Source organism: Halopenitus malekzadehii (assembly GCF_900108505.1).
Classification (GTDB): Archaea; Halobacteriota; Halobacteria; order Halobacteriales; family Haloferacaceae; genus Halopenitus; species Halopenitus malekzadehii.
This window is the reverse complement of the sequence record NZ_FNWU01000002.1, coordinates 126,086-152,637: the sequence shown is the minus strand read 5'-3', so window position 1 is coordinate 152,637 and position 26,552 is coordinate 126,086. Positions and strand designations below refer to the sequence as shown.

Annotated in this window: 19 protein-coding genes; 10 read left to right on the top strand and 9 right to left on the bottom strand. The window is 68.0% G+C overall.

What is annotated here, in order from left to right; genetic code table 11:
• Positions 1-4 precede the first annotated feature (4 nt).
• Positions 5-3,190, top strand: a complete 3,186-nt coding sequence (locus BLW38_RS06100; protein WP_092816017.1) for an oligosaccharyl transferase, archaeosortase A system-associated — start codon at positions 5-7, stop codon at positions 3,188-3,190.
• A complete protein-coding gene (locus BLW38_RS06095) occupies positions 3,191-4,135 on the top strand; it encodes a DUF368 domain-containing protein (RefSeq protein WP_092816015.1) in 945 nt (314 codons plus the stop codon). It abuts the gene before it with no gap.
• Between the two features lie 313 nt (positions 4,136-4,448).
• Here BLW38_RS06095 and BLW38_RS06085 read toward each other — a convergent pair whose 3' ends face one another.
• The 9 genes from BLW38_RS06085 to BLW38_RS06045 all read right to left on the bottom strand — a co-directional run bounded on the left by BLW38_RS06085 (position 4,449) and on the right by BLW38_RS06045 (position 14,746).
• Positions 4,449-4,853, bottom strand: coding sequence for an HVO_A0114 family putative DNA-binding protein (locus BLW38_RS06085; RefSeq protein WP_092816011.1), 405 nt, complete (start codon positions 4,851-4,853; stop codon positions 4,449-4,451).
• On the bottom strand, positions 4,822-5,175 hold the full coding sequence (locus BLW38_RS06080) for a toxin-antitoxin system TumE family protein (RefSeq protein WP_218143034.1): 354 nt from the start codon (positions 5,173-5,175) through the stop codon (positions 4,822-4,824). Before BLW38_RS06080 ends, BLW38_RS06085 begins: the two co-directional genes overlap by 32 nt.
• Positions 5,176-5,305: 130 nt before the next feature.
• A complete protein-coding gene (locus tag BLW38_RS06075) occupies positions 5,306-8,029 on the bottom strand; it encodes an outer membrane protein assembly factor BamB family protein (protein WP_092816009.1) in 2,724 nt (907 codons plus the stop codon).
• Complete coding sequence (locus BLW38_RS06070) at positions 8,029-9,861, bottom strand: ATP-binding protein (protein ID WP_092816007.1); 1,833 nt, start codon at positions 9,859-9,861, stop codon at positions 8,029-8,031. The genes BLW38_RS06075 and BLW38_RS06070 overlap by 1 nt, the downstream gene beginning before the upstream one ends.
• A complete protein-coding gene (locus BLW38_RS06065; RefSeq protein ID WP_092816005.1) occupies positions 9,858-10,616 on the bottom strand; it encodes a hypothetical protein in 759 nt (252 codons plus the stop codon). Before BLW38_RS06065 ends, BLW38_RS06070 begins: the two co-directional genes overlap by 4 nt.
• A gap of 6 nt (positions 10,617-10,622) precedes the next feature.
• Entirely contained in the window at positions 10,623-11,639 is a 1,017-nt protein-coding gene (locus BLW38_RS06060) for a hypothetical protein (RefSeq protein WP_092816002.1), read from the bottom strand.
• A gap of 3 nt (positions 11,640-11,642) precedes the next feature.
• The gene (locus tag BLW38_RS06055; protein WP_092816000.1) at positions 11,643-12,758 is read right to left on the bottom strand and encodes a hypothetical protein; all 1,116 of its coding nucleotides are present in this window, start codon (positions 12,756-12,758) and stop codon (positions 11,643-11,645) included.
• A 358-nt stretch (positions 12,759-13,116) separates the two neighbouring features.
• Complete coding sequence (locus BLW38_RS06050) at positions 13,117-13,818, bottom strand: DJ-1/PfpI family protein (RefSeq protein ID WP_092815997.1); 702 nt, start codon at positions 13,816-13,818, stop codon at positions 13,117-13,119.
• A gap of 64 nt (positions 13,819-13,882) precedes the next feature.
• Positions 13,883-14,746, bottom strand: a complete 864-nt coding sequence (locus BLW38_RS06045; protein ID WP_092815995.1) for a translation initiation factor eIF-2B — start codon at positions 14,744-14,746, stop codon at positions 13,883-13,885.
• Positions 14,747-15,046: 300 nt separating this feature from the next.
• Here BLW38_RS06045 and BLW38_RS06040 point away from each other — a divergent pair, with 300 nt between their 5' ends.
• The 8 genes from BLW38_RS06040 to BLW38_RS06005 all read left to right on the top strand — a co-directional run bounded on the left by BLW38_RS06040 (position 15,047) and on the right by BLW38_RS06005 (position 26,544).
• Positions 15,047-16,228 carry a tubulin/FtsZ family protein gene (locus BLW38_RS06040; protein WP_092815993.1) on the top strand — a complete coding sequence of 394 codons (1,182 nt, stop codon included), beginning with the start codon at positions 15,047-15,049 and terminating at the stop codon, positions 16,226-16,228.
• Between the two features lie 3 nt (positions 16,229-16,231).
• On the top strand, positions 16,232-17,368 hold the full coding sequence (locus tag BLW38_RS06035; RefSeq protein ID WP_092815991.1) for a tubulin/FtsZ family protein: 1,137 nt from the start codon (positions 16,232-16,234) through the stop codon (positions 17,366-17,368).
• Positions 17,369-17,720: 352 nt separating this feature from the next.
• Positions 17,721-18,524, top strand: coding sequence for a hypothetical protein (locus BLW38_RS06030; RefSeq protein ID WP_092815988.1), 804 nt, complete (start codon positions 17,721-17,723; stop codon positions 18,522-18,524).
• Positions 18,521-19,831 carry a PD-(D/E)XK nuclease family protein gene (locus tag BLW38_RS06025; RefSeq protein WP_092815986.1) on the top strand — a complete coding sequence of 437 codons (1,311 nt, stop codon included), beginning with the start codon at positions 18,521-18,523 and terminating at the stop codon, positions 19,829-19,831. The genes BLW38_RS06030 and BLW38_RS06025 overlap by 4 nt, the downstream gene beginning before the upstream one ends.
• A gap of 25 nt (positions 19,832-19,856) precedes the next feature.
• Entirely contained in the window at positions 19,857-23,414 is a 3,558-nt protein-coding gene (locus tag BLW38_RS06020; protein WP_092815984.1) for a UvrD-helicase domain-containing protein, read from the top strand.
• Between the two features lie 188 nt (positions 23,415-23,602).
• Positions 23,603-24,379 carry a pyrroline-5-carboxylate reductase gene (gene proC, locus BLW38_RS06015; RefSeq protein WP_092815982.1) on the top strand — a complete coding sequence of 259 codons (777 nt, stop codon included), beginning with the start codon at positions 23,603-23,605 and terminating at the stop codon, positions 24,377-24,379.
• A complete protein-coding gene (gene proB, locus BLW38_RS06010; RefSeq protein WP_092815980.1) occupies positions 24,372-25,220 on the top strand; it encodes a glutamate 5-kinase in 849 nt (282 codons plus the stop codon). Before proC ends, proB begins: the two co-directional genes overlap by 8 nt.
• Positions 25,213-26,544 carry a glutamate-5-semialdehyde dehydrogenase gene (locus BLW38_RS06005; protein WP_092815978.1) on the top strand — a complete coding sequence of 444 codons (1,332 nt, stop codon included), beginning with the start codon at positions 25,213-25,215 and terminating at the stop codon, positions 26,542-26,544. Before proB ends, BLW38_RS06005 begins: the two co-directional genes overlap by 8 nt.
• Positions 26,545-26,552: the final 8 nt, after the last annotated feature.

Below are 26,552 nucleotides of genomic sequence, written 5' to 3'. Positions count from 1 at the left end.
GACAATGAGCGATCAGACTGACCCTGGCGATCGCGCGGGCGCCTCCGTTCTCGACCTCCTCGAACGGTGGTACCACGTCCCCGCGATCGTCGCGGTCCTCGCGGTGATGCTGTACTCGCGCCTCCGCGCGTACGGCAACTTCATCGTCGACGGACAGGTGTACTTCCGCGGGAATGACGCCTGGTATCACTTCCGGGAGACGTCCTACCTCCTCGAACACTGGCCGAACACGATGCCCTTTGAGGCGTGGTCGGGATTCCCGTTCGGCACGGATCCGGGCCACTTCGGCACCCTCTGGGACCACATCATCGCCGTCTTTTCCGTCGTCGCCACGCCGATCACCGGCGGCGGCGAGGAAGGCCTGCTGCGCGCGATGCTCGTGATCGCGCCGATCGTCGGCACCGCGGTCGCGATCCCGACCTACTTCATCGCGCGCCGGTTCGTCGACCGCCTCTCCGCCGTCATTGCGGTGGCGATCCTCGGACTCATCCCCGGCACCTTCTTCAGTCAGACGCTGGTCGGCTTCCCGGACCACCACGCCGGCGAAGTCCTCTTCTCCACGCTGGCCGTCCTCGCGGTCTTCCTCGCGCTCGACGTCGCCGAACGCGAGAAGCCCGTCTGGGAACTCGTCGTTGACCAGGACTGGAACGCACTCAAGAAACCCATCGGCTACGCGGCCGCGGCCGGCCTCGCGATCGCCTTATATATGGCCACCTGGCAGCCCGGCGTGATGCTGGTCGGGTTCACCGGGATCTTCCTCGTGATCAAGATCACGAGCGACGTGGTTCACGAGGATAGCCCCGAGCCGATCGCCTTCGTCGGCGCGGTCTCGATGGGTGTTGCCGGCCTGTTGATGATCATCCCGCTGAACGAGTTCACCTTCAATACGACTGCGTACTCCCTGTTACAGGTCGTCCTTCCGCTCGGTGTCGCGGTCGGCTGCGCGTTCCTCGCGTTCCTCGCGCGCCAGTGGGACGACCGCGATCTGGACGTCCGGACGTACCCCGCCGCGGTCGGCGGCCTGATCGTCGCCTCGGTGGGCGTCCTCGCGGTCGCGGTCCCCTCCGCCTGGGGAACGATCGCGAACAACCTCCTGCGAACCATCGCCTTCTCGACCGCCGCCGCGACCCGGACCATCGGCGAGGCACAGCCGCCGTTGATGCAGTCGGAGTTCGCGCCCTTCGTGATCTCCCAATACGGCTTCGCGTTCTTCTTCGCGCTGGCCGCGATCCTCTACGTCCTGGCGCGCCCGCTGATCCGCAGCGACGATACACGCGAGACGGGCTACGTCGTCGCCGCCGCGGTCCTCATCGGCAGCGTCTACGTGGCCCCGAGCGCCTACGACGCGATCGGCGGCCTCGTCGGGCTCTCCTGGCAGGTCGTCGGGATGGCGATCGCCACCGCGTTCCTCGTGGGCGCGACCTACCTCGAACGCTACGCCGCCCGCGAGCTCTACTTCGTCGTCTGGGGCCTGTTCATCCTCGCGATGGCGTTCACCCAGGGCCGGTTCAACTACTACCTCGCGGTCGTCGTCGCGGTCGGCGCGGGCTACACGTTCCAGCTCGCGATCGACGCTCTCGACGTCCGCGGCAAGTCCGTGACCGCGGTCGTCGACGACGTCCAAGGGTGGCAGGTGATGATCCTCGGCGCGGTCGTGCTCGTGCTGTTCGCGCCGCTCGTCGCGACCGCCACCCCGGTGTGGGCCGCCGGCGCGAACACCGGCCCCGGCAGCGTCGTCGAGTGGGACGAGAGCCTCCAGTGGATGAACGAGGAGACGCCCCATCCCGGCGAGCTCGAGGGCCACGACAACGCGATGGAGTACCAGGGCACCTACGAGCGCCCCGAAGACGGCGACTTCGAGTACCCCGAGGGCGCCTACGGCGTCCAGTCGTGGTGGGACTACGGCCACTGGATCACCACCCGGGCCGAGCGCATCCCCAACGCGAACCCCTTCCAGCAGAACGCCGGCCGGGCCGCGAACTTCCTGCTCGCGCCCAGCGAGGAGCGCGCGCAGGACGTCCTCGCGGGCCAGAGCACGGAGGGCGAGCACACCCGCTACGTGATGGTCGACTGGCAGATGGTCCACCCGCAGTCGAAGTTCACCGCGCCCGTCACCTTCTACGACGACGGGAACGAGACGCAAAGCGACTTCCTCGGGGCCATCTACCAGCAGAACCAGCAGGGCGGCCTCAGCGTCGCCACGCAGGTGCGCGAGCAGCGCTACTACGAGAGCCTGATGGTCCGGCTCTACGAGTACCACGGCAGCGCCAAGGACCCCGAGCCGGTCGTGCTCAACTGGGACCAGACGCCGGTCCAGACCGCCGACGGATCGCAGACCACGGTCCGGACGGTCCCGCAGACCGAGGGCGAGCGGTTCGCGCAGGCCTTCAACTCGATGTCCCAGGCGGAGTCGTTCGTCGAGAACCAAAGCGGTACCGCGCAGATCGGCGGCATCGGGTCGGTCCCAACTGAGCGCGTCGACGCCCTCGAACAGTACCGGCTGGTCCACGCGACCGAGTCGGACGCCGGCCAGTACTTCAACGCACAGCTGCGTGACACCCAGGCCAACTGGGTGAAGACCTTCGAGAAGGTCCCCGGCGCGACCATCGAGGGCTCCGGCGCCGAGCCCGGCCAGGAGGTCGAGGCGGCCGTCGAGATGACCTATCCGAACTCCAACGAGACGTTCGTCTACCGGCAGTTCGCCACCGCCGACGAGAACGGCGAGTTCTCGTTCCACGTCCCCTACTCGACGACCGGCTACGACGAGTACGGCCCCGAGAACGGCTACACCAACGTGAGCGTCCGCGCGACCGGTCCCTACCAGATCGGCACCGCGCCGACCGCGAGCAACGGCAGCCTCACCTACGCTACCGGCAACGCCACCGTGACCGAGGGCCAGGTCGTCGGCGAGAACGACGCAGTCTCGACGGTCGAACTCGAGGAGGAATCGCTGCTCGAGGACGACGAGAACGCCACCGACGAGAACGCTACCGACGAAAACACGACCGACGAAAACACGACCGACGGGAACACCACCGAGAACGTGACCACCGACGACGGCGACGCCACGACCGACGGAACCACCGACGACGGCGGCGCCACGACCGACGACGGGAACGCGACGACCTCCCGGGTCGCCCCGGCCGCACTCGGGGAGTCGACCGCCGCTCCCGTGCCCGCCGCATCCTAGATGGTCGACGCCCCCGAGTGGCTCGGCGTCTACCTGCGCGGGGTCGCGATGGGGTGTGCGGACGCGGTCCCCGGCGTCTCGGGCGGCACGCTCGCGCTGATCACGGGCATCTACGAGCGGCTCATCGCCGCGGTGACCGCGATCGATCCCGACCGCGCCCGGCGCGTCCTCGCAGGCGTGCGCCCGGCGAACCTCCCGGACGCCCGCGCGGCGTTCCTGGAGATGGACGGCCCGTTCCTCCTCGTGCTCGGGGCGGGCATCGGGACCGCGATCGTGACCGTCCTGCGCGTCGTCGAGCACCTACTCGAGGCCGCGCCGGTCGCCACCTTCGGGTTCTTCTTCGGGCTGATCGCCGCCTCCGCCGTCGTCCTCCGCCACGAGGTCGACCTCTCGACGCCCGGTCGGAAGGGCGCCGCAGTCGCCGGCTTCCTCGTGGCCTTCCTCGTCTCGGGGTACGCCGCGGGCGCGCTCGGCGACGGGCTCGCGGTCGTCTTCCTCGCGGGCGCGCTCGCCGTGAGCGCGATGGTGATGCCCGGCGTCTCGGGGTCGCTCGTGCTCGTGATCCTCGGCCAGTACGAACGGATGACCGACGCCCTCTCGACGTTCACGGACGCCGTCATCGGCGCGGTCTCCGGGGCGGGGACGGACGCGCTGGTCGAGGCCGCCCCGCCGGTCGTCGTCTTCTGTGGCGGCGGGGTCCTCGGCCTGTTCACGGTCGCGCATGCGGTCCGCCGCGCGCTCGCGGCCAACCGGGCCGCCACCGTCGCGTTCCTCGTCAGCCTGATCGTCGGCGCGCTGCGCGCGCCGATCGTCGAGGTGGGACGCGTCCTCGAGGAGTCGGGGTCCTCCTGGAGCGCCGTCGCGCCGCGGTTCGGCCTCGCGGCCGTCCTCGGCGGCGCGATCGTCATCCTGTTGGACCGGTACGCCGGCGCGATCGAGTACTGATACTGTCGGCCGAACATCCCCGCGGATGGTTGCCCGTCGGTATTCACCGGTGGAGTGTGTTCGAACCGCTCGCAACCGGACGGGCGTCCGCTTCTTCGCAGTTCTCCGTCCTCGTGGACGGACGGGGTGGCTATCGACGTCGGTTGTTCGACCGCGAACTCCCCGATCACTCGATCGCCGAAATCGGTCGGACGACCGCTCCATCGAGTGCCGGTACGGAGCACATCCGGCATGGAGACTGATCCACCCCGCCGGATCGCTCGACCGGTCTCTTCGCCAGCACCGACGGTCAGATAGTGTGCAGCGACTGCATCTACGCCGGGGCAACGTCCCGTTCCGCAGTCCCCCGAAGCGGAAGCCGAATGTCGATCTCGTCGTAGGGGACGACGGGGCGCTTCGCTCGCCCCTCCGCAACGAACTCCACGACGTCGTATGCTTCGAGCCGTTCGAGGTTCTCCGAGACCTGCTTGACGTCCCGACCGACCAGCCGGGCGGCCTCGCGGATGCTCGCGGGCTCCGCTTGCGCGATCGCCTGAAGGAGGTCGATCGCGCGCGGCGTGAAGACCTGCGCCAGCTGGTCGGTGGTTTCGAAGCTCAGCCGGTGTGGAGCGTCTTCCTCGGGGCCGTCGCCAGCAAGCGCCTGCCGGAACGCCTCGGTAGTGCGCTGCTGGACGGTGCCGATCGATTCAACCGTCACGATGAGCGTGTTCGGTGTCATAGTTTGCTGTTGTCCTGTGGTGGCTTCCCTCCGCGTGCAACCGTTCGACCGCGACCCAGAAGCGCTCTTGGACGGCGTCGTAGCCGGGGAAGCCGTAGTCGTCGTCGAGCCCATCGGGCGTGTGTCGTTCGTGCACTCCGTGGGAGTTGTCGTACCGGATCAGAGTCTCGCCGTCTTCGGTTCCGTAATGAAGACGGTACTTGACGCCGTCCGGAAACTTCCCCGACTCCGGCACAGCCAGCACGCGGACACGGAGAACGGTGCCGTCCGCAAAGCGCCGTTCCGTGTCTTCCAACACGCGCACGTCGCCATCGGGTTCCATCGACGTCTGTTGTTATCCACCACATCATAATATGTGTTGTGGTGGTTGACATCGATATGAGATTCCGAACATCCCGGTTCCTCACGGCACCGGAAACGGGGGAAGAAAGCCGGCGATCGGTGCAGGATCCCTACTCGACCGCGAAGTCGGTCGAGACGCGCGGGGAGTGGTCCGGTCCGCTCCGGCCCGTCTCGCGGTCGATCGAGACCGATTCCGGCGATCCGACCACCGACATCGTCTCCTCGTGGTCGGCGCCGCCGACGGTTCCGGCGACGTCGAGCGCCACGTCGAGCCCGTCCTCGGCGGTCTCGATGTCGACGTAGTGGACGTGGGTCTCGCCGGGACCGAGCTCGGGAACGTCGTCGGCCTCATAGAGGATCGTCCGGACCTGATCGCCGCGGGCGGCGATCGACAGGTCGGTCACCGTGGCCCCGCCGTCGTTTTCGACGGCGATCGCGACCGTCCCGCCGTCGGCATCGAGCGCCGTCTCCGGATCGACGGCGACCGTGAGCGTGGCGAGCCCGTCCGGCCCGTCCACCGGAGCCTCGACGAGCACCTCCAGGTCGCGGGCGGGCGCGACCGACCCGTCGGCGACGTAGCGCACGGTATCGTAGCCGCCGACGGTGCTCGGGTCGGGACCATCGACCCGGTAGGTCGCCGTCACCTCCTCGTAGGGCGGGACGTGGATCTCCGCGGGCGGTTCACGGAACTCGTAGAGCTCGAGCTCGAGATCGCGCACGCGGAGCCGGCTCTCGGCGGTGTTGACCGCCGTCACCTCGAGGGTGTACCCGTCACGGTCGGGGAGCAGCAGTCCCCGGCAGTACAACTCCGGGATCTCGAGTTCGGTATCGAGCTCCCCCGCCGTCCGTTCGACGCCGCCGCTTTCGACGGCCACCGGCGGGACGACGTCGTCGCCCACGCCGGTAAAGGCGTGGAGTCGGGTGAACGTGCGGAACTCCCCGGGACGGATCGTCTCCGTCACCGGCGCGGCGTCGGGCGTAGTCACGGTGACCGATTCGGGACCGTGGCCGACGTTCTCGACGTCGATATGCTCGATGCAGAGATCGCCCACGATCGGCGGCAGGGGATCGATCCGGCGTTCCAGTTCGAGGTCGCCGGTTCCGGGCCCGGCGTCGCCGTGAGCGCCGCCGGCGCCGCCGGCGCTGTGGCCTCCGGGCGTTCCGCCGGGAGCACTCCCGTCGGGAGCGGCTGCCGGTGGCGCGTGCGTTCCGGTGGCGGCGTTCAGGACCGCCGACTCCGGGATCTCGAGGTCGACGTCGGCGTCGAGGAAGTGCCCGGCCACCGACACCGTGCTCGTCCCGTCCTCGACGGGCGGGGCGACCAGCTCCAGCACGCTCTCGGGAGCGCCCTCGAAGGTCCGCGTGATCGACGTCGGAAGCGCGTCGCCGTCGATCGTCAGCTCGTCGACGACCGTCGCCCGCGAGTCGTTGCGAACCCGCACCGCGAGGACGTCCTCCTCGACGGACCCGCTGGCTGAGAGCGGATCCTCCGGGCGGGGGACGTCGACGGTCCGTCGGATGCCGGTCGCATCGGCGATCGTGAGCGTTCCGTCCGCCGGCGCCTCGAGGGTGCGCGTGACGGCGTCGTTCGGGTCGATCCGGTCGACGCGCTCGCCCATCGGGTTGATCCGAACGTCCTCGACGGGAACGCTCGTCTCGTTCGCGAGCGTCACCGACACGCGGAGTCCCTCCGGGGTCAATCGCGTCGGCTCGACGGTCACGTCGATCGACTCGCTGCCGCCCGTGACCGGGAGTCGCTCCTCGAGGATCACCTCCTCGTCCGCCGTGATCGTGAGATCAACCGTCTCCTCGTCGATCGACGACAGCGGAAATCGGACCCGCTCGGAGTCGTCCTCGAGGAGCGTCACCCGGTGGGTCGGATCCGAACACCGGGCGCCGGACAGTTCGATCGCGATCGTGGCGGAGGCGGCAGTGTCGCCGACGTTGTGCAGCTCCGCGTGGATCGCCTCGGCACCGGCGGTCAGCGACTCCGACAGCAGGGTCGCATCAAGCGTCCACTCCCCGGAGAGGCGGCGGTAGACGTTCGCGACCGTGTCGACGATCACACAGACCGGCTCGCCGCCGGCGGCGGTCACCGGGAGGCCGTCATCGAGTCCGAGCGGCGTCCACTCGCCCTCGGCGTCGATCGCGCGGATTTCCCCCTCGGTCCGGAGGATGATCTCCTCGCGACCGAAGGGATCGATCCGATCGACCTGCCAGTCGTGGCTCCACTTCCGCTCGCCGGTCTCGATGTCGATCCCGACACAGCGGGCGTCCTTCATCACGCAGACGATCGTGTCGCCGACGACCCCGAGGTCGCTTATCGCGCCATCGACGCGCTCCTGCAGCCGGCTCTCCCCGGTCGGCCCCAACACCGACAGAAACGACCACGCGGCCAACACGAGCGCGTCGTCGGTGCAGACGACCGCCGGCGTCGCCGAGACGTCCGAGTGGGGACGGTCGACGCGGAACCGCTCCTGGCCGCTCGTCGCGTCCAGGCCGACCAGCTCGTCGTCCTCAGTCACGACGACCGCGAACCCGCTTTCCCCGGGAGCAGCCACGCGGACCGCCTCCGGGAGCGAGACCCGCCACAGTCGCGTCCCCGACAGGCTGTAGGCGTCGACGCCGTCGTCGGTGACGGCGTAGAGGTGGTCGCTCAACGCGACGCTTTCGGCGGGTTCGGGAAGAGTTATCTGATCGCGCTCCTCGCCGACGACGTACACCTCCGTCCCGTTGGCGAGGATGCAGACGCGATCGCCGGAGACCGCCCACGCGTCGAGTTCGCCGACCTCGAAGGAGGACGTCCGGACGTACTCGGCCGTCCCGGCCGGCATCACTCGTCACCCCGATCGGTCGTGCCCGTGCCCGCGTTGCTGACCGGACCATCTCCGGTCGGGCTGGGTGACCCCGCTCCGGCCGATTCGGCCGATTCGGCCCCGATCGCACCATCCCCGGCTGACCCGTCACCGGGTTCGGCATCACCACCATCGGATCCCACGGCCGCGCTCCCTCCCTCGTCCTCGCCTGTACCCCCGTCCTGGTCGGCAAGCAGCGAGGAGAGCGCGCCGCCGCCGGCGCCGGGACCACCCTGCAGGTCGATCCCGAGCTCGTCGGCCTGTTCGTGGACGTAATCGCGCATCTCCGGATAGCCCTCCAAGTCGTCGAGCTGCTCACGGACGCTCGAGACGTACTGCCTGACCGTCTTCGGCTCGGTCCCCTCGAGACGGTCGAGGAGGTACTCGGTGGTCACCTCCTGGGGATCGCCCTCGATCACGCTGCGGATGAGCTCACGCTGGAGGTCGCTCCCGAGAATGCGGTCGGCCACCTCCGCCGGGGTGTAGCCGACGGACGCCTCGCCGAGCCGCTCGAAGTCGATGTCGTCGGTGTTCCGCAGCGAGGCGAGCTGGGTGCGCCAGACCTCCGACATCACGCGCTCGTCCGGCTGTTCGATGAACTGCTGGATCGGGAACCGCCGGGTCGCCGCCGGGTCGATCGTGAAGGGCATGTTCGTCGCGCCGATCACGAGCAGGTTGTCCTCGACGTCGTTCATCTCCTGGAGGAACGCGTTCGTCAACGCGCGTTCGTGTCGCTGGAGGTTGTCGTCACTGCGGTCGGGGATGAGCGTCTCGATCTCGTCGAAAAAGAGGACCGCGAACCCCTCCTCCTTCGCTATCCGGTGGGCCTGTGAGAAGACGGCGCTCACGTTCTTTTCGGCCTCGCCGGCGTATTTCGACTGGATGTCGCTGCCGCGGATCTCTAGAAAGACCACCTCGCCGTACTGGTCCTCGATCCCGGTTTCGTGTTTGGCCTCGTGGGCGATCGCCTCCGAGACGTGCGTCTTGCCGCAGCCCGGCGGACCGTACAACAACATGCTGCCGCCGCGCTCGGCGAACTCCTCGCCGTACATCTCGACGATCCGGTCGCGCACCTCGGTGTCGAAGAGGGCAAGCAGCATTCGTGCCGTTTCCTTAACCGACTCGAGGCCGGCGACGTCCTCCTCCAGGTTCACGGTCGGGACGGTCGGCTCGATGGAAACGGTCGTCCCCTCGTCCGGTCGCTCGCCGCCACCGCCGGGGGCGCCCGCACCGCCACCCGGTCCACCGGGGGCGCCCGGACCGCCGCGTTGCCCCGCGCCGCCGCGCGCGCCGGCCGGCTGTTGGGGCGGCTCCGCGGGTTCGTCGACGAACTCCAGGTCGGTGTCCTCCGTGATCCGGAGCGTCGAGTAGGCGCCGGGGTCGGCCTCGGAGACGGTGAACCGGACGAGCGATCCCCGGATCTCGGCGACCTCCTCGATCCGGTGGAGGAGGTACTCCGCCGACCGGAGGTACTCCTCGAGGACGTCCGGCGCGACCGTCTTCGGGTGGATGGTCGCCGAGTCCGCCGCGGGAACCGACGCGAGGCTCGCGTTGCCGTCCACGACGAACTTGTCCCCGCCCGAGAAGTCGATCCCGCCGAAGAGGTGCTCGACGTTGGCGTTGATGTAGGCTTTGTTGCCGATGTTGCTCACGATCTGGTCGTCCTCGGTCTCGACGCGGAAGTACGCGCTCCGGTCGTTGTGGATGACCTCGACGAGCTCGGCGTCGGCGCCGACCTTGCTCGCCCCGACGCGGATGTGCGACGTCGGTTGATCGTCGGTCTTGATCGGGTTGAGATTGTTCCGTGTCATGTCGTGGTCGTCGTCTCGTCGGTCAACGCCCGGGCGGCCGAGAACGCGGCCTCCGAGCGGTCGATCGTCTCCGGGTCCGGGTCGTTCGTCCAGGCGGCCGCCCGGCGGACGAACGCGATGAACGACGCGAGATCGCCGAGCAGGTCCGCGACGCCCTCCCAGGCGGCCGCCAGGTCGGTGGCGCCGTCGATGCGTTGTCTGCCGGCCAGCTTTCGACACTCGGTCGTCACCGCGATCGCGTGGGTGACCAGCCGATCGAAGAGGACGTCCCAGTTCGCCGCCCGCGGGCCGGTCCTCGATAGCGGCACGATCGTCGTCCCCGCCACCGTTTCGATCCGGTCGGGAGCCAGGTCCTCACGGTCGCTCCCGGCCTCGTCACCGTCCTCGGTGCCGTCACCGTCCTCGCCCTCATCAACGTCCTCAGCCTCGTCACCGTTCTCGTCCTCGGTCTCGACCGCGGCAGTCGGTGGCCGCGGGGGATCCCCGTCGCTCCAGGGATCGCGTTCGAAGCGCCGGTCGAGGAGCGCCGCGATCGCCTCGTCGGCGTCCCGTGAGGCAGTCCCGCCGGTTGCGGCGGCCGGCGGCAGCGGAACGCCATGGAGGCTCAGCTCGACGAGGTCACAGACCGCATCCAGGGCGTCCTCGACGACGCGCCAGGCCTCGTCGTCGGCGTCGTCATACCGCCGCTTCCGCAGCTCCGCCGTGGTCCGGTTCCGTGCGTGCCGCAAGGTCCCGAGGAACGATGCAGCGAACATCCCGCCTTACCGTGTCGTCTCGAGCGTCGCGTCTTCGTCAAGCTGTTGGACCTCCTCGGTGGTCGTCGATTCGCGCATATCGAACAGATCCTCGACGAACTCGTCGTCGGATTTCTCCTCCATCTGCTCGCTCGGCTCGGTGACGTCGCCGAACTCCGCGACGAAGCTCTCGAGGTTCTCGAGGTCCTGGAGCGCGCCGCTTTCGGTGAAGTTCTCCGAGAGCGCCAGCTTGCGGAACTCCTGGCTTTGGTCCATCAACAGCAGCTTGATGTTCTCCATGTCCTCGACGACGGCCCCGAGGATCTCCGGTCCTTGCGTCTCCGCGACCGGCGAGGCGGCCTTCTCCTCGAACATCTCGTAGCGGTGGTACCGCTTGCGGAGCATCTCGAACCGCCGTTTCTCGTCGTCGGCGAGTTCGGAGGGCATCCGCCCGGCCAGCAGCCCCTTCATCTCCTGTTTCAGCTCGTCGGCCTTCTGGGCGTACTCCTGCTCGAGGTTCTGGGTGTCCGAGAGGTCCTCGAAGTGCTGTTGGAGCGTCTCCTGGTTCTGTTTGACCCGCTCGATCGCGGAGTCGATCCGCTCGACGCAGGCGTCGAGGGTCGCCGCCCAGTTGTTGAGCATCGAGCTCGATCCCTCCTCACGGATCTGCTCGTAGGAGAGCAACACGACGACCTCCTCGCCGTCGATGGAGACGATGTCCTGGTCGTCGAGGTACTCGAGGACGGCGTGGGCGGCGTGCTCGTTCCGGACGTGTTCGGCGTCCGACTCGACGAGCGCCTCGATGGCGACCTCCTTGTCCATCACGCCGCGTCCCCCCTCGATCAGCAGTTCGTTACCGAGGTGTCCCTGGGCGAGCGTGGCGATTATCTCCTCCCAGTTGGCCTGCGGGTCGTCGTCGGAACCCTGATCGGCGATGCTCGCGTCGAAACGGACGGGCTCGTCCGCGCTGCTTTGGGGAACCGCCGTGACGAAGGTCGTTCCGTTCTGTTCGTTGGTCGTGAAGTCGCTGAATCTGGTTCGCATTGGTTAAAAGGCCTCCTCGATCTTGGCGTCGGCCCGCTCGCGGACCTGTTCTCTCAGGTAGCGGTTCGCCTCCTCGCTGTCGGCGAGCCGGAGCCCCTCGATCTCGGCTTCGGCTTCCTCCTTCATCACCGAGGGGGTCGCGGCGGCGGTGTCGGCAAGCAGCGGCGAGACGATCTTCTCAGCGTGGGCGTCGATCTCCTCGACGAGTGGTTCGCGGTGCACCGCGATCCGGCCGTCGACGTCGACGTCGACGACCGCCTGGAGGCCCTCCTCGACCGCGTCGATCACGTCGTCGCGTTCAGCCCGGCTGACGTTCTCGAGGATGTCCGTCCGCCCCTCGATCCGGGCGGTGACGACCTCGCGGTACTCGCTTGTGGGCATCGCGTGACCGACGTCGTCGAACTCCGCGACCACGTCGTCGGCGATCTCCTCGGCCATCCACCGGCCGTAGTCCTCGAGGGCGCCCCACACCAGATATTCGCCGTCGAGATCGGCAAGGAATCCGAGCTGACCCTCCAGATATCGGATGACGTCGGTGGTCGCGTTGACCGAGATGATCTGCTCGAGCTCGTCGTGCGACAGGATGCCCAGCGGTTCGCTGCCGCGCGACTGCTCCCTGAGTTCGTCCTCGAGCCGGTTCTGTCCCGTCTGCTCCTTCAGCAACGACCCGACCGAGTAGTACTCCCGCGAGCCCGCCGCGATCCGGAAGAGCATGTCGTTCGAGACCAGCTTGTCGACGAAGAACTCCACGTCGTCGACGGCGAGGTTGAACTCGTTGCGTATCTGTTCGGCGGTGACGACCTGTTGGGTCGACAGAAACAGGTCCTTGAGTCGGTTCGGGACCCGATTGTCGTGACCGGTCGAGAACAGGTCATAGTAGTAGACGCCCGACCGGATCCGCCGGAAGTCCTCGTGTTCCTGCCCGGCGATCTCCTGGAGCGACTCCTTGATCTCCGAGCGACTCAGGCTGCTCGCCTTCGTCAGCCCGGTGTCCGCGGACTCGTATCGGTCCCGGATCTCCTCGGTCACGCGGTCGACGTAGAGAAAGCCGTAGTTCTCCCGCGCGATGGAGATGGCGATCTCCCCGAGCAGGTCGGTGTCGGCTGGGCGAAGCGGCATCAGTCCGTGAACGTATCTGTAGCATACTAAATGTACTGCCATTCATACGGAATCGGCCGCCCGTGACGGGATCGATCGTTTCCCGCGAAGCGAATTCCCGTCGTGTGTCACACCCTGCGGCCGCGATCGTACTACCTCCGCCGACCGTCGTCAAGCCGTTTCCCCGCCGACCGTCGTCAAGCCGTTTCCCCGCCGACCGTCGTCAAGCCGTTTCCCCGCCGACCGTCGTCAAGCCGTTTCCCCGCCGACCGTCGTCAAGCCGTTTCCCCGCCGACCGTCGTCAAGCCGTTTCCCCGCCGACCGTCGTCAAGCCGTTTCCCCGCCGACCGTCGTCAAGCCGTTTCCCCGCCGACCGTCGTCAGTCGGATTCGTCCCGACCGGCCACGGTTCCCTGGGGCGTGTACTCGAGCCGCGTCGCCACCCGGTCGGCGATCGTCCCTCCGAGAACGTCCCGGACGAGGTAGATCCCCAGGTCGATTCCGGAGGTGATCCCGCCGGCGCTCACGACGTCGCCGTCGTCGACGACCCGGGCGTCGACCACCGTCGCGCCCGATTCACGAAGATCCTCAAGCGCGCTCGCGTGCGTGACGGCCCGCCGGCCGTCCGTGATCCCCGCCGTCGCGAGCAGCATCGTGCCGGTACACACCGACGCGAGCCGTACGCTCGTTCCGGCGATCGCGGCGAGCGCGTCGGGGATCGCGCCGCGTTGGGCCTCCGCCCACGCACTCGCGTCCGGATCGCGTGCGGTCCAGCCGCCGCCCGGAATGACGAGGAGATCCGGATTCGACGCCGCCGATTCGCCCTCCGAGGGGACCGCAAGCACGCCGTCCGGCTCGATGCGTGTGCCGTGGCTCGCGACTACGCGCTCGCGCGGTTCGAGCGTGACGTACTCGACGGTGAGTGCCGACGGCGCGTGGGCGTCGGGTGAGTCCGCCGGATCGGCGTCCGCCAGGATCTCGCCGGCGATCGCGAGTGCTTCGTAGGGACCGATCGCGTCGAGTTCGTCGAAGCCGTCGTACAACAGGATCTGGGCGGTGAAGCCGTCGTCGGGGCTAGCCATATCCCACCCACGAGGGCGATCCTCGTGGGTGTTTCCCCGTCGTGTCGTGGCGGTTCCGTTTCTCCTACGACGTGGTCAGTGAGTCGACCGGAACGTCACCCTCGTCGGTGATGACCCGATCGACGGCCTCGACCGGCGTGGCGTCATATGCCGGGTTCTCGATCGTCACGTCCGCCATCGGCTCACGCGACACCTCGACGGAATCACGGAAGTCGTTCTCGAAGTGGAACGACTCGATCAGCTTCGCGCTCGACCCGACGACGGTCACCGGGACGCCGAGTTCGGCGGCGGTGGTCACGAGCGGGAAGGTGCCGATCCGGTTGTAGTAGGTGCCGTCCGTGATGCAGGTCATTCCCAGCAGGACGCGGTCGCACTGCCGGAGCGCGTGGCCCATCGCGCTGTCGACCACCATCGTCGTGTCGACGCGTGGATTCGCCGACAGCTCGCGCGCCGACTTCCGACCGAGGTACCGCGGGCGCGCTTCGGTCACGTACGCGGAGAGATGTGCGCCCTCCGCCGTCGCGTTCTCGATCGCCTCGAGCACCGTCGAGGAGTAGTCGTGGGTGAGAAGCGTCTCGCCGTCCGCGATGGTCGCGGCGGCGTGTTCCGCGGCTCGGCGCTTGCCGGTCCTGACCGCCTCGACGGCGTCGTCGATTGCGGCCTCCAGGCGGTGTTTCGCCTCGGGGATCGAGTCCGCCTCGCCGACGACGGCGCGTTCCACGTCCCGGACCGCGTTGTGGAGGGCGGCGTGGGAGGTGTCGGACCGGCGGAGGACGCCGGCGTTGTGTTCGAGGTCCCGCTCGAACTCCTCGAGGGACGAATATTCCCGGTCGATGAGGTCCGCGAGCGCCTCGGTGGCCTTCACCGCGGCGACCGAGGAGCTGTGGGTCTGCATCGCCCGGATCTCCGCGACGGTCTCGTCGATCATACCGCGAGAGTCGGACAGCCGCCCCCAAAGGGGTTCCGACGGGAGCGCGGCTGATCATTCGCTCGTGTCGCCCAAATGTATCAATATGCAGTCAGTAGTTGTACCGGTCCCGGCGTGTGAACCGCAACCCCCGGAACGAGCTGTACCGTCGCTCCCGAGTTGGGGACGCTCCCGAGGGTCTACCGGAACCTCACCAGCCGGGGCGGCGACTTGACGCCGGATCGATCGATCGTTTCGTCACCAAACATATCAAATGTAAATTACATCGGCTTTAAAACCCCTGGAGCGTGAACGGGGGGTATGAAGCTCGCCACGATCGGCGTCGGGAACGCCGGGAGCAAGATCGTCGACCGGATGCTCGAGTTCGAATCCCAAACCGATCGGAACCTCTGTCAGCACGTCCACGCGATCAACACCGCGCGGACGGACCTCGCGAAGCCGGATTACATCCCCGAGGACCGGCGCGTCCTCATCGGCGACACGAACCAGAAAGCCAAGGGTCACGGCGTCGGCGGCGACGTCGAGGTCGGCGCCGAGGTCGCGAAGGCCGACATCGAGGAGATCCGCCGCGCGTTCGACGACGTCGAGATCCACGAGGTCGACGCCCTCCTCGTCGTCGCGGGACTCGGCGGCGGATCGGGCAGCGGCGGCGGTCCGGTCGTGATCGACACCCTCCAGGAGATGTACGACGAGCCGGTCTACGGGCTCGGCGTGCTGCCCGGCAAGTACGAGGGCGGCCGCCCGGCGCTGAACGCGGCCCGGTCGCTGCAGTCGTTCGTCACCAAGGTCGACAACTTCATCGGCTTCGACAACGACGCTTGGCGCGCCCGCGAACAGACGATCGAGGAGGGATACGAGCAGATGAACCGCGAGCTCGCGGCCCGGCTCGTGACCCTGCTTGCGGCCGGCGAGACGGACGACTCCGAGGTCGCCGAGAACGCGATGGACTCAAGCGACATCATCCGGACGCTCGACACCGGCGGCGTCTCGACGATCGGCTACGCCGCCACCGAGGTGGACAACGACGCCGCCACCGGCGGCCTGCTCGACCGCTGGAGCACCGACCGGGCGGAGTCGGCGGACGAGGGCAGCAAGGCGACGAAGATCCAGGGGCTCGTCCGCCGGGCGGTCAACTCCCGGCTCACGGTGCCCGCCGAGATCTCGAGCGCCGACCGCGCGCTCGTCGTCCTCTCGGGGCCGCCAAGCGAGTTCTCCCGGAAGGGTATCGAGAGCGCGCGCCAGTGGCTCGAACAGGAAGCGGACACCGTCGAGGTGCTCGTCGGCGACGATCCGCGAGGGAAATCCCCCCAGCTCGCGGCGGCGGTGCTCCTCTCGAACGTCACGGAGACCCCGCGGATCAACGAGATCCAGAACCAGGCGGTCGACGCCCAGGAGAAGATCGCCGAGCAGGAGGCCGTCCGCGAGGAGGAGATCAACGACCTGATCACCGACGAGAACAACGACCTCGACCCCGTCGTCTAACCGATGGAGCTCGCACTCGTCGGCGTCGGCGCCACCGGGAGTCGGGTCGTCGACTGCATCCGGGAGATCGAGGCCGAAACCGGCCGCACGTTCACCGGCGGGAACGCGATCGTCTGTGACATCTCCCGGTCGCCGACCGACGACGTCGAGACGGTTCCCGAGGACCGGCGCGTCCTGATCGGCGACACCCATCCGCAGGTCACGGTCGACGGCGTCGATGGCGGTCCCGACATCGCCGCCGAGGTGACGCGGGGCGATCTGCCGGAGATACGCCGTGCGCTGGATGCGATCGACGTCTACGACGCCGACGGCGTCCTCGTCGCCGCGGGACTCGGAAGCGCGACCGGCAGCGGGGCCGGGTCGGTGCTCGTCGAGGAACTGCAGGCGACCTACGACGAACCGGTATACGCGCTCGGCGTTCTGCCGGCCGACGAGGACGGTGACGCGGCGGCGCTCAACGCCGCCCGCGCGATCCGGACCATCGTTCCGGCGGCGGCAAGCACGATCACCTTCGATCACGACGCCTGGCTCAAACCGGAGGCCGAGAACGGCGAGGACGCGACGCGGGCGCTCGCACGGCGTATCTGTACCCTGTTCGCCGCCGGCGAACGCGACTCGAACACGATCGCCGAGAACGCGGTCGACTCGAGCGACGTGGTTCGGACCCTCGAGCCGGGCGGGATCGTCTCGATCGGCCACGCCACGACCGACGTGGTGTCGGGGGGGGCGGGGCTGTTCGCCCGCCTGCTGTCGTGGTTCGGGTACGATCCCGACGAGCCGGCCGACCGGACGACCGACGCCGCGAAGGTCAACTCGCTCGTCCAGCAGGCGACCACGTCGCGGTTGACGGTTCCCTGCGACGTCGCCAGCGCGGAACGGGCGCTGGTCGTGTTGTCCGGGCCGCCGTCGGCGTTCTCCCGGCGCGGGTTCGAGAGCGCTCGCCAGTGGCTCGAGGAGGAGGCCGACACCGTCGAGATCCTGGCCGGCGACGACCCCCGCGATCGGTCGTCCACGCTCGAAGCGCTCGTCGTCCTCTCGAACGTCACCGACGTCCCCCGGATCGACGACCTGCAGCGCGCGGCGGTCGCGACACAGCGGGACGACGGCGAGGCGGCGGCGGCGACGCCCCCGTCGGAGTGAGTCGGGACCGATAGGCGACGGCGACCGTTCTCGATCCCTCCACCGCCGAGCACGTCGGAGACGGCGAGTGATAACGAACGGATGACGGACGTTCGAAAAAGGACGGCAACGATACTCGAAAAGATATAGCAGTACCTCGTTCATACGTGCATCCAGGTTCCGTCGTCGACGTGTTCCGTCTCCGATCGGTGACGTGTCCCGATCCGGGGAGTCATCGGCCAGCACACCAATGGTTGATGTACGAGGAGGCGGGACCTGCACGTAACGCGGGTCGGTGACCTGCAGGCCACGACGACGCCCGGATCACTGACGATACGACGCGGTAACTGACGACGATACGCGGTACCTGACGATGTCCATCCCACACGCACGACTCCCGGCCGATCTCACCCTCCACGTGGGAGACGAGGAGTCGCTCCTGGAGCGGCTCCGTGACGGGTCGCCGGGGACCGAGCTGGTCCTCACGCCGGTCGAACTCCATCGACGAAACGTGCAGCGACGGCTGCGGGAGGCACACGCGCCGAAGGACGGGATCGAGTTCGCGGATCCGGCCGACGTCGGCGTGCGGCTCCTCGGCCACGCCGACGGCTTGGGACCGTCCACTGACTGCATCGACCGCATCGACCGGCTCTCGATGGTTCGGTCCATTCACACCGACGGATCCGGATCGTCGATCGGTCCGGGAGCCCCCGAGGAGCCACGGGCCATCGAGCAGCTCCGAACGGAGATCGAGAACGTGACCGGCTTTCACCCCGCACGTCTTCGGCGCCTCCGTGACGCCGCGGGGACGATCGACGCCCCCATCGACGCCGACGCGCGCGAACGCATCGACGCCGCCGTCGACATCGAGCGGAGCCTTCGGGAACGGACCGATTCACACGTCTCCGACGTCGCGCTCGTTCGACGGGCGATCAGAACGCTTCGGGACACGGACGGGACGGCCTGGCGGAGCGCGTTCCCCGACGTGACGTGCGTCTCGTTCGTCGGCGTGAGTAGCGTGTCGGCGGTGTACGTCGACCTCCTCCACGTACTGCTGGATCGGGCGTCGGTGGAGACACACCTCCATCTCCGTCGTGGCACCGGGCCGTACCTCGCCCGGCGATTGCCGGATCTGTTCGACGTCGACGCGCCCGGAGCGGTGGTGTTCGAGCCGTGACGTCGGCCGATCGCCTCGCGCTCGCGGACCCGCTTCCCGGCGCCGACGTCCCCGCCGTGGAGTTGGTGACAACGACGCGAAGGGCGGAAGCCCGAAGCGCGATGGCCACCGTGGCCGCCCTCCGGGGTGCGGGTGTCGGCGTGCGTGACGTCGCCGTCGTCGCACGCGATCTCGACGAGTACGAGGAACCGCTGTACCGCGCCGCGGTACAGTACGGCGCCACACCGGTCTTCTGGACGCAGCTGCGTGTGACTCGAACCACGCCGTTCGCACTCCTCGAAGCCGTGTGTAAGGTCCTCGCCGCAACCGACCTCGACGCGGAGGCGCTCTGCCGCCCGCTCGAACACGGATGGTGTCCGCCGGACATCTCCCACCCGGCTTCGGCCGCGGACTCGGACGAGATCCGGGCCGACTCGAGCACGGCGTGGCCGCTCGACCCGCGGACGATCCGGAACGGGCTCGTGGCGCTTCCGGCGGACCGGCGGACGATCGACGAGTGGGCCGAGACGCTCTCGGAGACGCCCTCCGTCGACGACCGGATCCGGACGTACGTCGAGTGGATGCGGTCGCGTCCGGCCCCGTCGCCGGACGCCGTCGGGGCCGTGTTCGGCGACGTCGTCGACGCCTACGAGCGGGCGGGGCTTCCCGCCACGAAGGCGCGTGATTCACCGGCACTCATCGAGACGGAGCGTGATGCCCGTGCCGTGGTCCGCCTCGAAGCACTCGTTCGGCAGCTCCCGTATAAATACGCGGACCGGATCGCGGAGGGAACGCTCACGCAGTCGTGGGATGACGTCGCGGACCTCGCCCGGCTGATCGCCACGCAGCGTCCCGGACGCCGCGAACACTCGAACGCACGTGCCGTCGACGTGCTCGAGGCGAACGACGTCTGGCTGCTCGACGTCCCGTACGTGGTCGTGGTCGGCCTCGTCGACGGCGAGTGGCCGCGGACGAGCGAGAGCCCGATCCCGCCGGAGCTACAGGAGGCGGTTCTCGCGGGCGCCGAGGGCACGAGCACGCTCGCCCCGCGAACCGCGTGGACGGACGGGCGCGACCGCGACCAGTTCGACGACGCCTGCCGGGCAGCCGGCCGCGGGCTGGTCCTGACGCGACACACCGAGACGATGGACGGCGACCCGCGCCGCCGGTCGCCGCTCCTCGACCAGCTCGACCCGACCGCGGTCGACGACGACGCACTGCATCGACTGGTGAGTCCGGATCGAAGGCTTCCGGAGCCGCTCCGAGAGATCGTCGAGGATCGAGGAGCGACGGCCGAGGGTCGTCGTGAGGACGGAGGCGATCGATGACCGTGACCCGAAGTGGAGGCGATCGATGACCGACGAGCCGATCCGACTGCGGGGCGCACAGCGCGCGATCCGGGACGCGTACGTCGCCCACGATGCAGGTCTCTTCACGCTCGATTGCGTTCCCGGGTCGGGCAAATCCGTCGTCGCGTATCACCTCGCCGCTGAGGAGCTTCTCACCCGGTACGTGAACGGGGATCGCACGCCCGAACAGCACGTCGCGGTCGTGTCCTTCACCCGTGGGGAGGCGGCCGACATCGTCCCGGCGATCCGCGATCGCCTCCGGACGATCGTCGACCACGAGCTCGTCCCGGCCGCCGACCGGATCTCGGATCGCGAACTCGAGTACCTGGCGCAACGGGTGCAACGAGCCTCCTTCGCCGGAACGATCGACGGCGTCCTGCGGACCGTTTTCGAGGAGATCGCCCACGACGTCGGCTTCGAGGGGATGCCGGCAGTCGGATCCGAGGCCCGATTGCGACGGGTGCACACCGCGTGTTATGAGACGGTCCGGCGCGATCCGGCGCTTACGGACCGCCTCTCCAGGCTGGAGGCGGCGTATCCGGACGAGGAATACCGAGACGGCGTTGCCGACCTGCTGGAAACCGCCGTCGCGTACTGTCGGGACAGGCGGCTCTCCACCGCCGACGTACGACGGGAGTTGGAACGGACGATCGAGAGCGTGTATCCCGGAGGGCAGCCGGCGTCGGGTGACGACGTTCTCGACGCGATCCGCCGATTCGTCGGCGGCGATGTCGATGTAGGTTCAGATGTAGATCCAGATGTAGATCCAGATGCGGACATGGATGGCGTCGATGAGGGTGCTGGCGATGCGGCACCAACGGACGCGGATCGCCGGCACGTCGTCGCCGCCGACGCACGGCTTCACGAGGAGTGGGTCGACCGTGTCGACGACTTCTGTGCCGTGCTGTCGGGGTACCGTGAGGCATACCGGGACGCCATCCGCGATCGAGGTGTGGTGTCGCATACGGACGTGGCCGCCCTGATCGACGCGTACTTCGAGGGACGGATCGGGGATGAGAACGACGAGAATCGGGTCCGGGTTCGCGAGCGGTACCGAACGCGGATGCGGAGCCTAATCATCGACGAGGCACAGGACGTGTCCGCGATCCAGCACGCGGCGCTTGCACATCTCGTGACGACGGAGACGCGGGTGTTCTGTTCGGGCGACCTGCTGCAGAGCATCTACCGGTGGCGAAACGCCGACCCCGAGCTGTTCGAGTCCGCGATCCGGGACGGCCGATATCTCGGGGTCGAGTGGGACACGCACGAACACTGGACGGCGACGACGACGTACCGATGTCGTCCCGACGTCGCCGCCGCGATCTCCGCGATCGCCGACCCGGTGCTCACGGATCCGGATCGCGGAGATATCGGCGATCTGGACGTGACGTATCCCGGACTCGACGCGTTCCGGGAGCCGACCGCCGGGACCAACGTTCACATCGCGGCGTTCGATCCGATGCATTCGGATCCGGACTCGTACACGTGGTGTCGCCCGGTCGAGGGGCGCGGCGAGGCCGAGGCGGTCGCGACGCTGGTCTCGAAGGGGCTCGGCGACGGCACGTTCACGGACGGCGACGGCGAGCCGCTCGACATCGACGTGCTGTTCAGGTGGTCGTCGAGGATGGAGGCGTACGAGGAGGCGTTCGCCGAGGCGGGGCTCCGCGTGCGGAACGCGAGCCGGAACCTGTTCGCGTGTGACGCCGTCGACGCGGTGCTCGCCGTCTGTGAGTGGCTGATCGCGCCTGCAGATCCGGCACGGACGCGCCGTCTCCTCACCGAGGACCCGATCGATGACCGGACGCTTGCTGATGCCGTCGACGCCCACGACGGCGCCCTCGGCCACGTGCTCGATGCGTGCGATCTCTCGACGGCACAGGGACACCTTCTCGAGGGGCTTGCGACGCTTCGACGTCGTCGTGACGCCGTCCTCTCCCGGCCGGCATCGACGTACGTGGAGGACGTCATCGAGGCGCTGGGACTCCGGGCGGACCCGGCCGATCTGGCCCCCGATCGTGACGCCGCACAACGGGTTGCGAACCTCGACGCCCTCACGGCGACGATCGCGCAGTGGGAGGCGGACGACCACCTCCCGCCCCGGGAGCTCACGGATCTCGTCGATCCCTTCCGCGACAGCCCGCGTCTCGGCCCGTCCCAGCCGAGCGTTACCGGCGCCGATCACGACGTCGAATTCCGCACGATCCACGACGCGAAAGGCGACGAAGCCGACGTCGTCGTGCTCGCCAATCCCGGGTTCGAGATCAGTCGGAACGGCGTCCGATCGAACCGATCCGTGACGCAGGGAACGCGTGCAGCCCTTGCCCCGCCGACGAACGTCGACGTCTCGATCGACGTGTCGCTGCCGGGGTACCGAAACGGCATCTACGACCCGTCCGACACCCGGGACCCGGACGTCGGTCTGCGGTGGATGACGGCACGCTGGCGGGATGACGTCGTTGACGTCTCAATCAACGAAGCCGGCGCCGACCTGCTCGTCGGGCCCGATCGACTTCGGCGGGTCGCCGCGAACGACCGCGCCGAGGAGTGGCGATTGCTGTACGTCGCCCTCACGCGCACCAGAGATCACCTCGTCGTACCGCTTCCAGGAACGGTGCCGTACGACCCTCGACCACGCGACCGGTGGCTCGACACGATCCGGCAGCAGCTCGGGTTCTCCACGGAACGGACCGGGACGTATACGCTTGACTCCGCGAGTGGAACGGCTCCGATCGACATCGGCGTCAACGACGTCGCGCTGGGCGCTCGGTGGACGCCGGACGGAACGCCGACGCGAGCCGACGCCGATGTCGCCGTGACGCCGCCCCGAACCGCGACGTTGGAGCCGTGGCTGCCGCGGTTCCTCCGCCCGAGCACCCTCCATCCGCTGACCGAACGCCCCGACGAGTACGTGATTCCCCATCTGCTCGGCAACGCCCTGCACACGGCGGCGAACGACGTTCCGGCTGACCATCCGCTCCCGTTCGATCGACTCGGCCCGGGCGACGTCGGCAGGTGTCTGCACGACGTGTTGACGACGCTCATCGATCGAAGCGTCTCCGGCACGACGATCCGGGAACGGGACGCGATCGTGCGGGAGATATTCGACGAGACGCTCACCGAGACGGCACCGCACGTCGGCGCGGACGAGCGCGATGCCCTGTTCGGGTTCCTCGATCGGGCGGTGCTCGACGATTTCGTGGCGTCCGATCTCTGGGCCCTGATCGGGGACGCCGAGACGGTCAGGGTCGAGCAGCCGGTCGACGGACTCGCCACGATCGGCGACGTTGAGGTCGAGATCCACGGGACCGCGGACGTCGTCGTCGAGACGCCGGCCGGGGAACGACACGTGGCCGATCTGAAGATCTCGCTGGCGGCGCTGACTTCCGACACGCGCAAACGGTACGAGCTGCAGGTCGCGACGTACGCCTTCCTCTTCGAACGGCAGTCGAGCGGGCGAGGGGTCCATCGATCGGTCGAAACGTTCGGCCGCGAGCGCGAGACGATCACCTCACCCTGGCCCCCGTCGGTCGTCGAGCACCGACTCTCCAGACTCGATCGGTAGTCGGCCACACGATCGATTGGCGGCGAGGATCGAGGACCGCCATAAACCAGATACGGCGATAGTAACTCATCGTAGCCGAAGATACGATGGGAGTTTCTCCGTAGTGGAACGAAGGGCGCCCCCGACAGGCCGTCGCTCGAACGAAGCCGTAGTTGGTATGTACCTCAATCCCCCTCTGTCTAAATAGGATGATACACGTGAGCGTTATCGGCTGCGGGAATATGGGTGGAGCGTTCGTGAAGGGACTCACCCGGACCGGAGCCTACGAAGTGACAGCTATCGACCTCGATCCCGAGGCGCTGGCGTCAGTCGCCGACGACGCGGACAGGACGACCGACGACATCGACGCGGCCCGGGAGGCCGAGATCGTCGTTCTGGCGGTCAAACCGAAGGCAGTCTCCGCAGTGCTCTCGGATCTCGATCTCCGGCCGGACCAGTCGCTCGTCACCATCGCGGCGGGCGTCCCGCGGTCGTTCGTCGCCGGCGAGACGGACGCGACGGTCGTCCGGATTATGCCGAACCTGGCGGCGGAGACCGGCGATATGGCCGCCGCAGCCACCCACGAGGGGATCGACGACGACGTCCGGGACCTGCTCGATGCAGTCGGCGAGTTCGTCGAGATAGACGAGGAGCTGATGGACGTGGCGACGGCAGTCAACGGCAGCGGCCCGGCCTTCGTCTTCTACCTCATCGACGCCATGAAGGAGGCCGGCGTCAACGGCGGCCTTGATCCCGAGCAGGCCGAGACGCTGGCCGCCCAGACGTTCAAAGGCGCGGCCGAGACGGTCCTCCGGGACGATCGCAGCGTCTCGGAGCTCATCGACGCCGTCTGCTCGCCCAACGGGACGACCATCGAGGGGATGGAGGTGCTCTGGGACAGCGATGCCGATGCGGCGGTCGTCGACGCCGTCGAAGCGGCCGAGAAGCGGTCCCGCGAACTCGCCGAGGAGTTCGGCGATGAGTGATCAGTCGGTGATCGAGCCCATCGACGAAGAGACCGTCGAGCAGGCACGCGATCAGGCCGCCGCCGCCCAGCGTGTGATCGTTAAGGCGGGGACGAACTCCCTGACTGACGCGGACTCCCGACTCGATCGCGTGAAACTCGACAAACTCGTCAGCGACATCATGGCCCTCCGGGAGCGTGGGAAGGACGTCCTGTTGGTTTCGTCCGGCGCAGTCGGTGCCGGCAAAGGGCTGATCGACGAGGTGACCGAGACGGTCGAGGAGAGCCAGGCGCTGTCGACCGTCGGACAGAGCCACCTGATGCGCCACTACACACAGAGTTTCGACCGCTACGACCAGACGGTCGCACAGATTCTACTGACCGAGCACGATCTGGCCAACCCCGAGCGGTTCACGAACGTTCGTAACACCATCGAGACGCTGTTCGACTGGGGAATCGTACCGATCATCAACGAGAATGACGCGATCGCGACCGAGGAGATCCAGATCGGCGACAACGATATGCTCTCGGCATCGGTCGCTATCGGCGTCGACGTCGATCTGCTGGTGACCCTGACCGACGTCGGTGGCGTCTACACCGGCAATCCGAAGGACGACGACGATGCGGAACTGATCGAGGCAGTCGGCACGAACTACGACGCCGTCCAGTCGTTCGTCGACGACAGCACGACCGACGAATTCGGCGGCATCCTGACCAAAGTCGAGGGCGCACGCGACGTGAGCGAGCACGGCACGCCCGCGATCATCGCGAACTCGGCGGACCGGGACGTGCTGGAACGGATCGCTACTGCCAAACCGGTGGGAACGCTATTCATCCCGATAACCGGAGCCACAGATGACTGAGTACGACACGGAATCCCAGGTGACCGACGCACAGCACGCCGCGCTGCAGTTGGCAAACGTTGACGAAGCGACGCGCAACGCGGCGCTCGAATCGATCGCTGACGCCATCCGCGGCCACGAGACGGAGATCCGCGAGGCCAACGCGATCGACGTGGAGGAGGCGGAGGCCATGCTCAAACGGGGCGAGTACACCCAGGCGCTCGTCGACCGGCTGAAACTCGACGACGCGAAACTGGAGAGCATCGCCGAGATGGTCGAGAGCGTCGCGGAACAGGACGATCCGCTCGGCGAGACGCTGGAGGCCCGGGAACTGGACGAGGATCTCGAACTGTACAAGGTCGCCGTCCCGATCGGCGTCGTCGGCACCATCTTTGAGTCGCGGCCGGACGCACTGGTCCAGATCGCTGCCCTCGCACTCAAATCCGGCAACGCCGTCATCCTCAAAGGCGGCAGTGAAGCGAGCGAGTCCAACCGCGTCCTCTATGAGATCATCCGCGAGGCGACCGCCGAGCTGCCCGACGGCTGGGTCCAGCTCATCGAAGCGCACGAGGAGGTCGACCGCCTGCTGGAGATGGACGACGAAGTGGATCTGCTGATGCCCCGTGGCTCCTCGGAGTTCGTCTCCTACATCCAGAACAACACCCAAATTCCCGTACTGGGTCATACGGAAGGGGTTTGCCACGTCTACGTCGACGAGAGCGCCGATCTCGAACAGGCCGAGGAGATCGCCTTCGACGCCAAGGTCCAGTATCCGGCAGTCTGCAACGCCGTCGAGACGCTGCTGGTCAACGAACGCATCGCCGAGACGTTCCTACCGCCTATGGTCGAGCGCTACGAGGCTGCCGGCGTCGAGCTCCGCGGGGACGAGGTGACTCGCGAAATCGTCGACGTGGGCGAAGCGACCGACGACGATTGGGACAGCGAGTACGGGGACCTCGAACTGTCGATCAAGATCGTCTCGGACGTGTACGAGGCCGTCGAACACGTCAACGCCCACGGCTCGAAGCACACCGAGTCGATCGTCGCCGAAGACGCCGAGACCGCCGAGCTGTTTATGACCGGCATCGACGCCGCGAGCGTCTTCCACAACGCCTCGACGCGCTTTGCCGACGGCTATCGCTACGGTCTCGGCGCGGAGGTCGGCATCTCGACGGGGAAGATCCACGCTCGTGGCCCGGTCGGGCTGGCGGGATTGACGACCTACAAGTACTACCTCGAGGGCGACGGCCAGCTCGTGGCCACCTACGCGGGTGAAGACGCCACGCCGTTCACTCACGAGGCCTTCGACGGCGAGTGGACGCCCGGCCGACTCGCGGATAAATGACGTCCTCC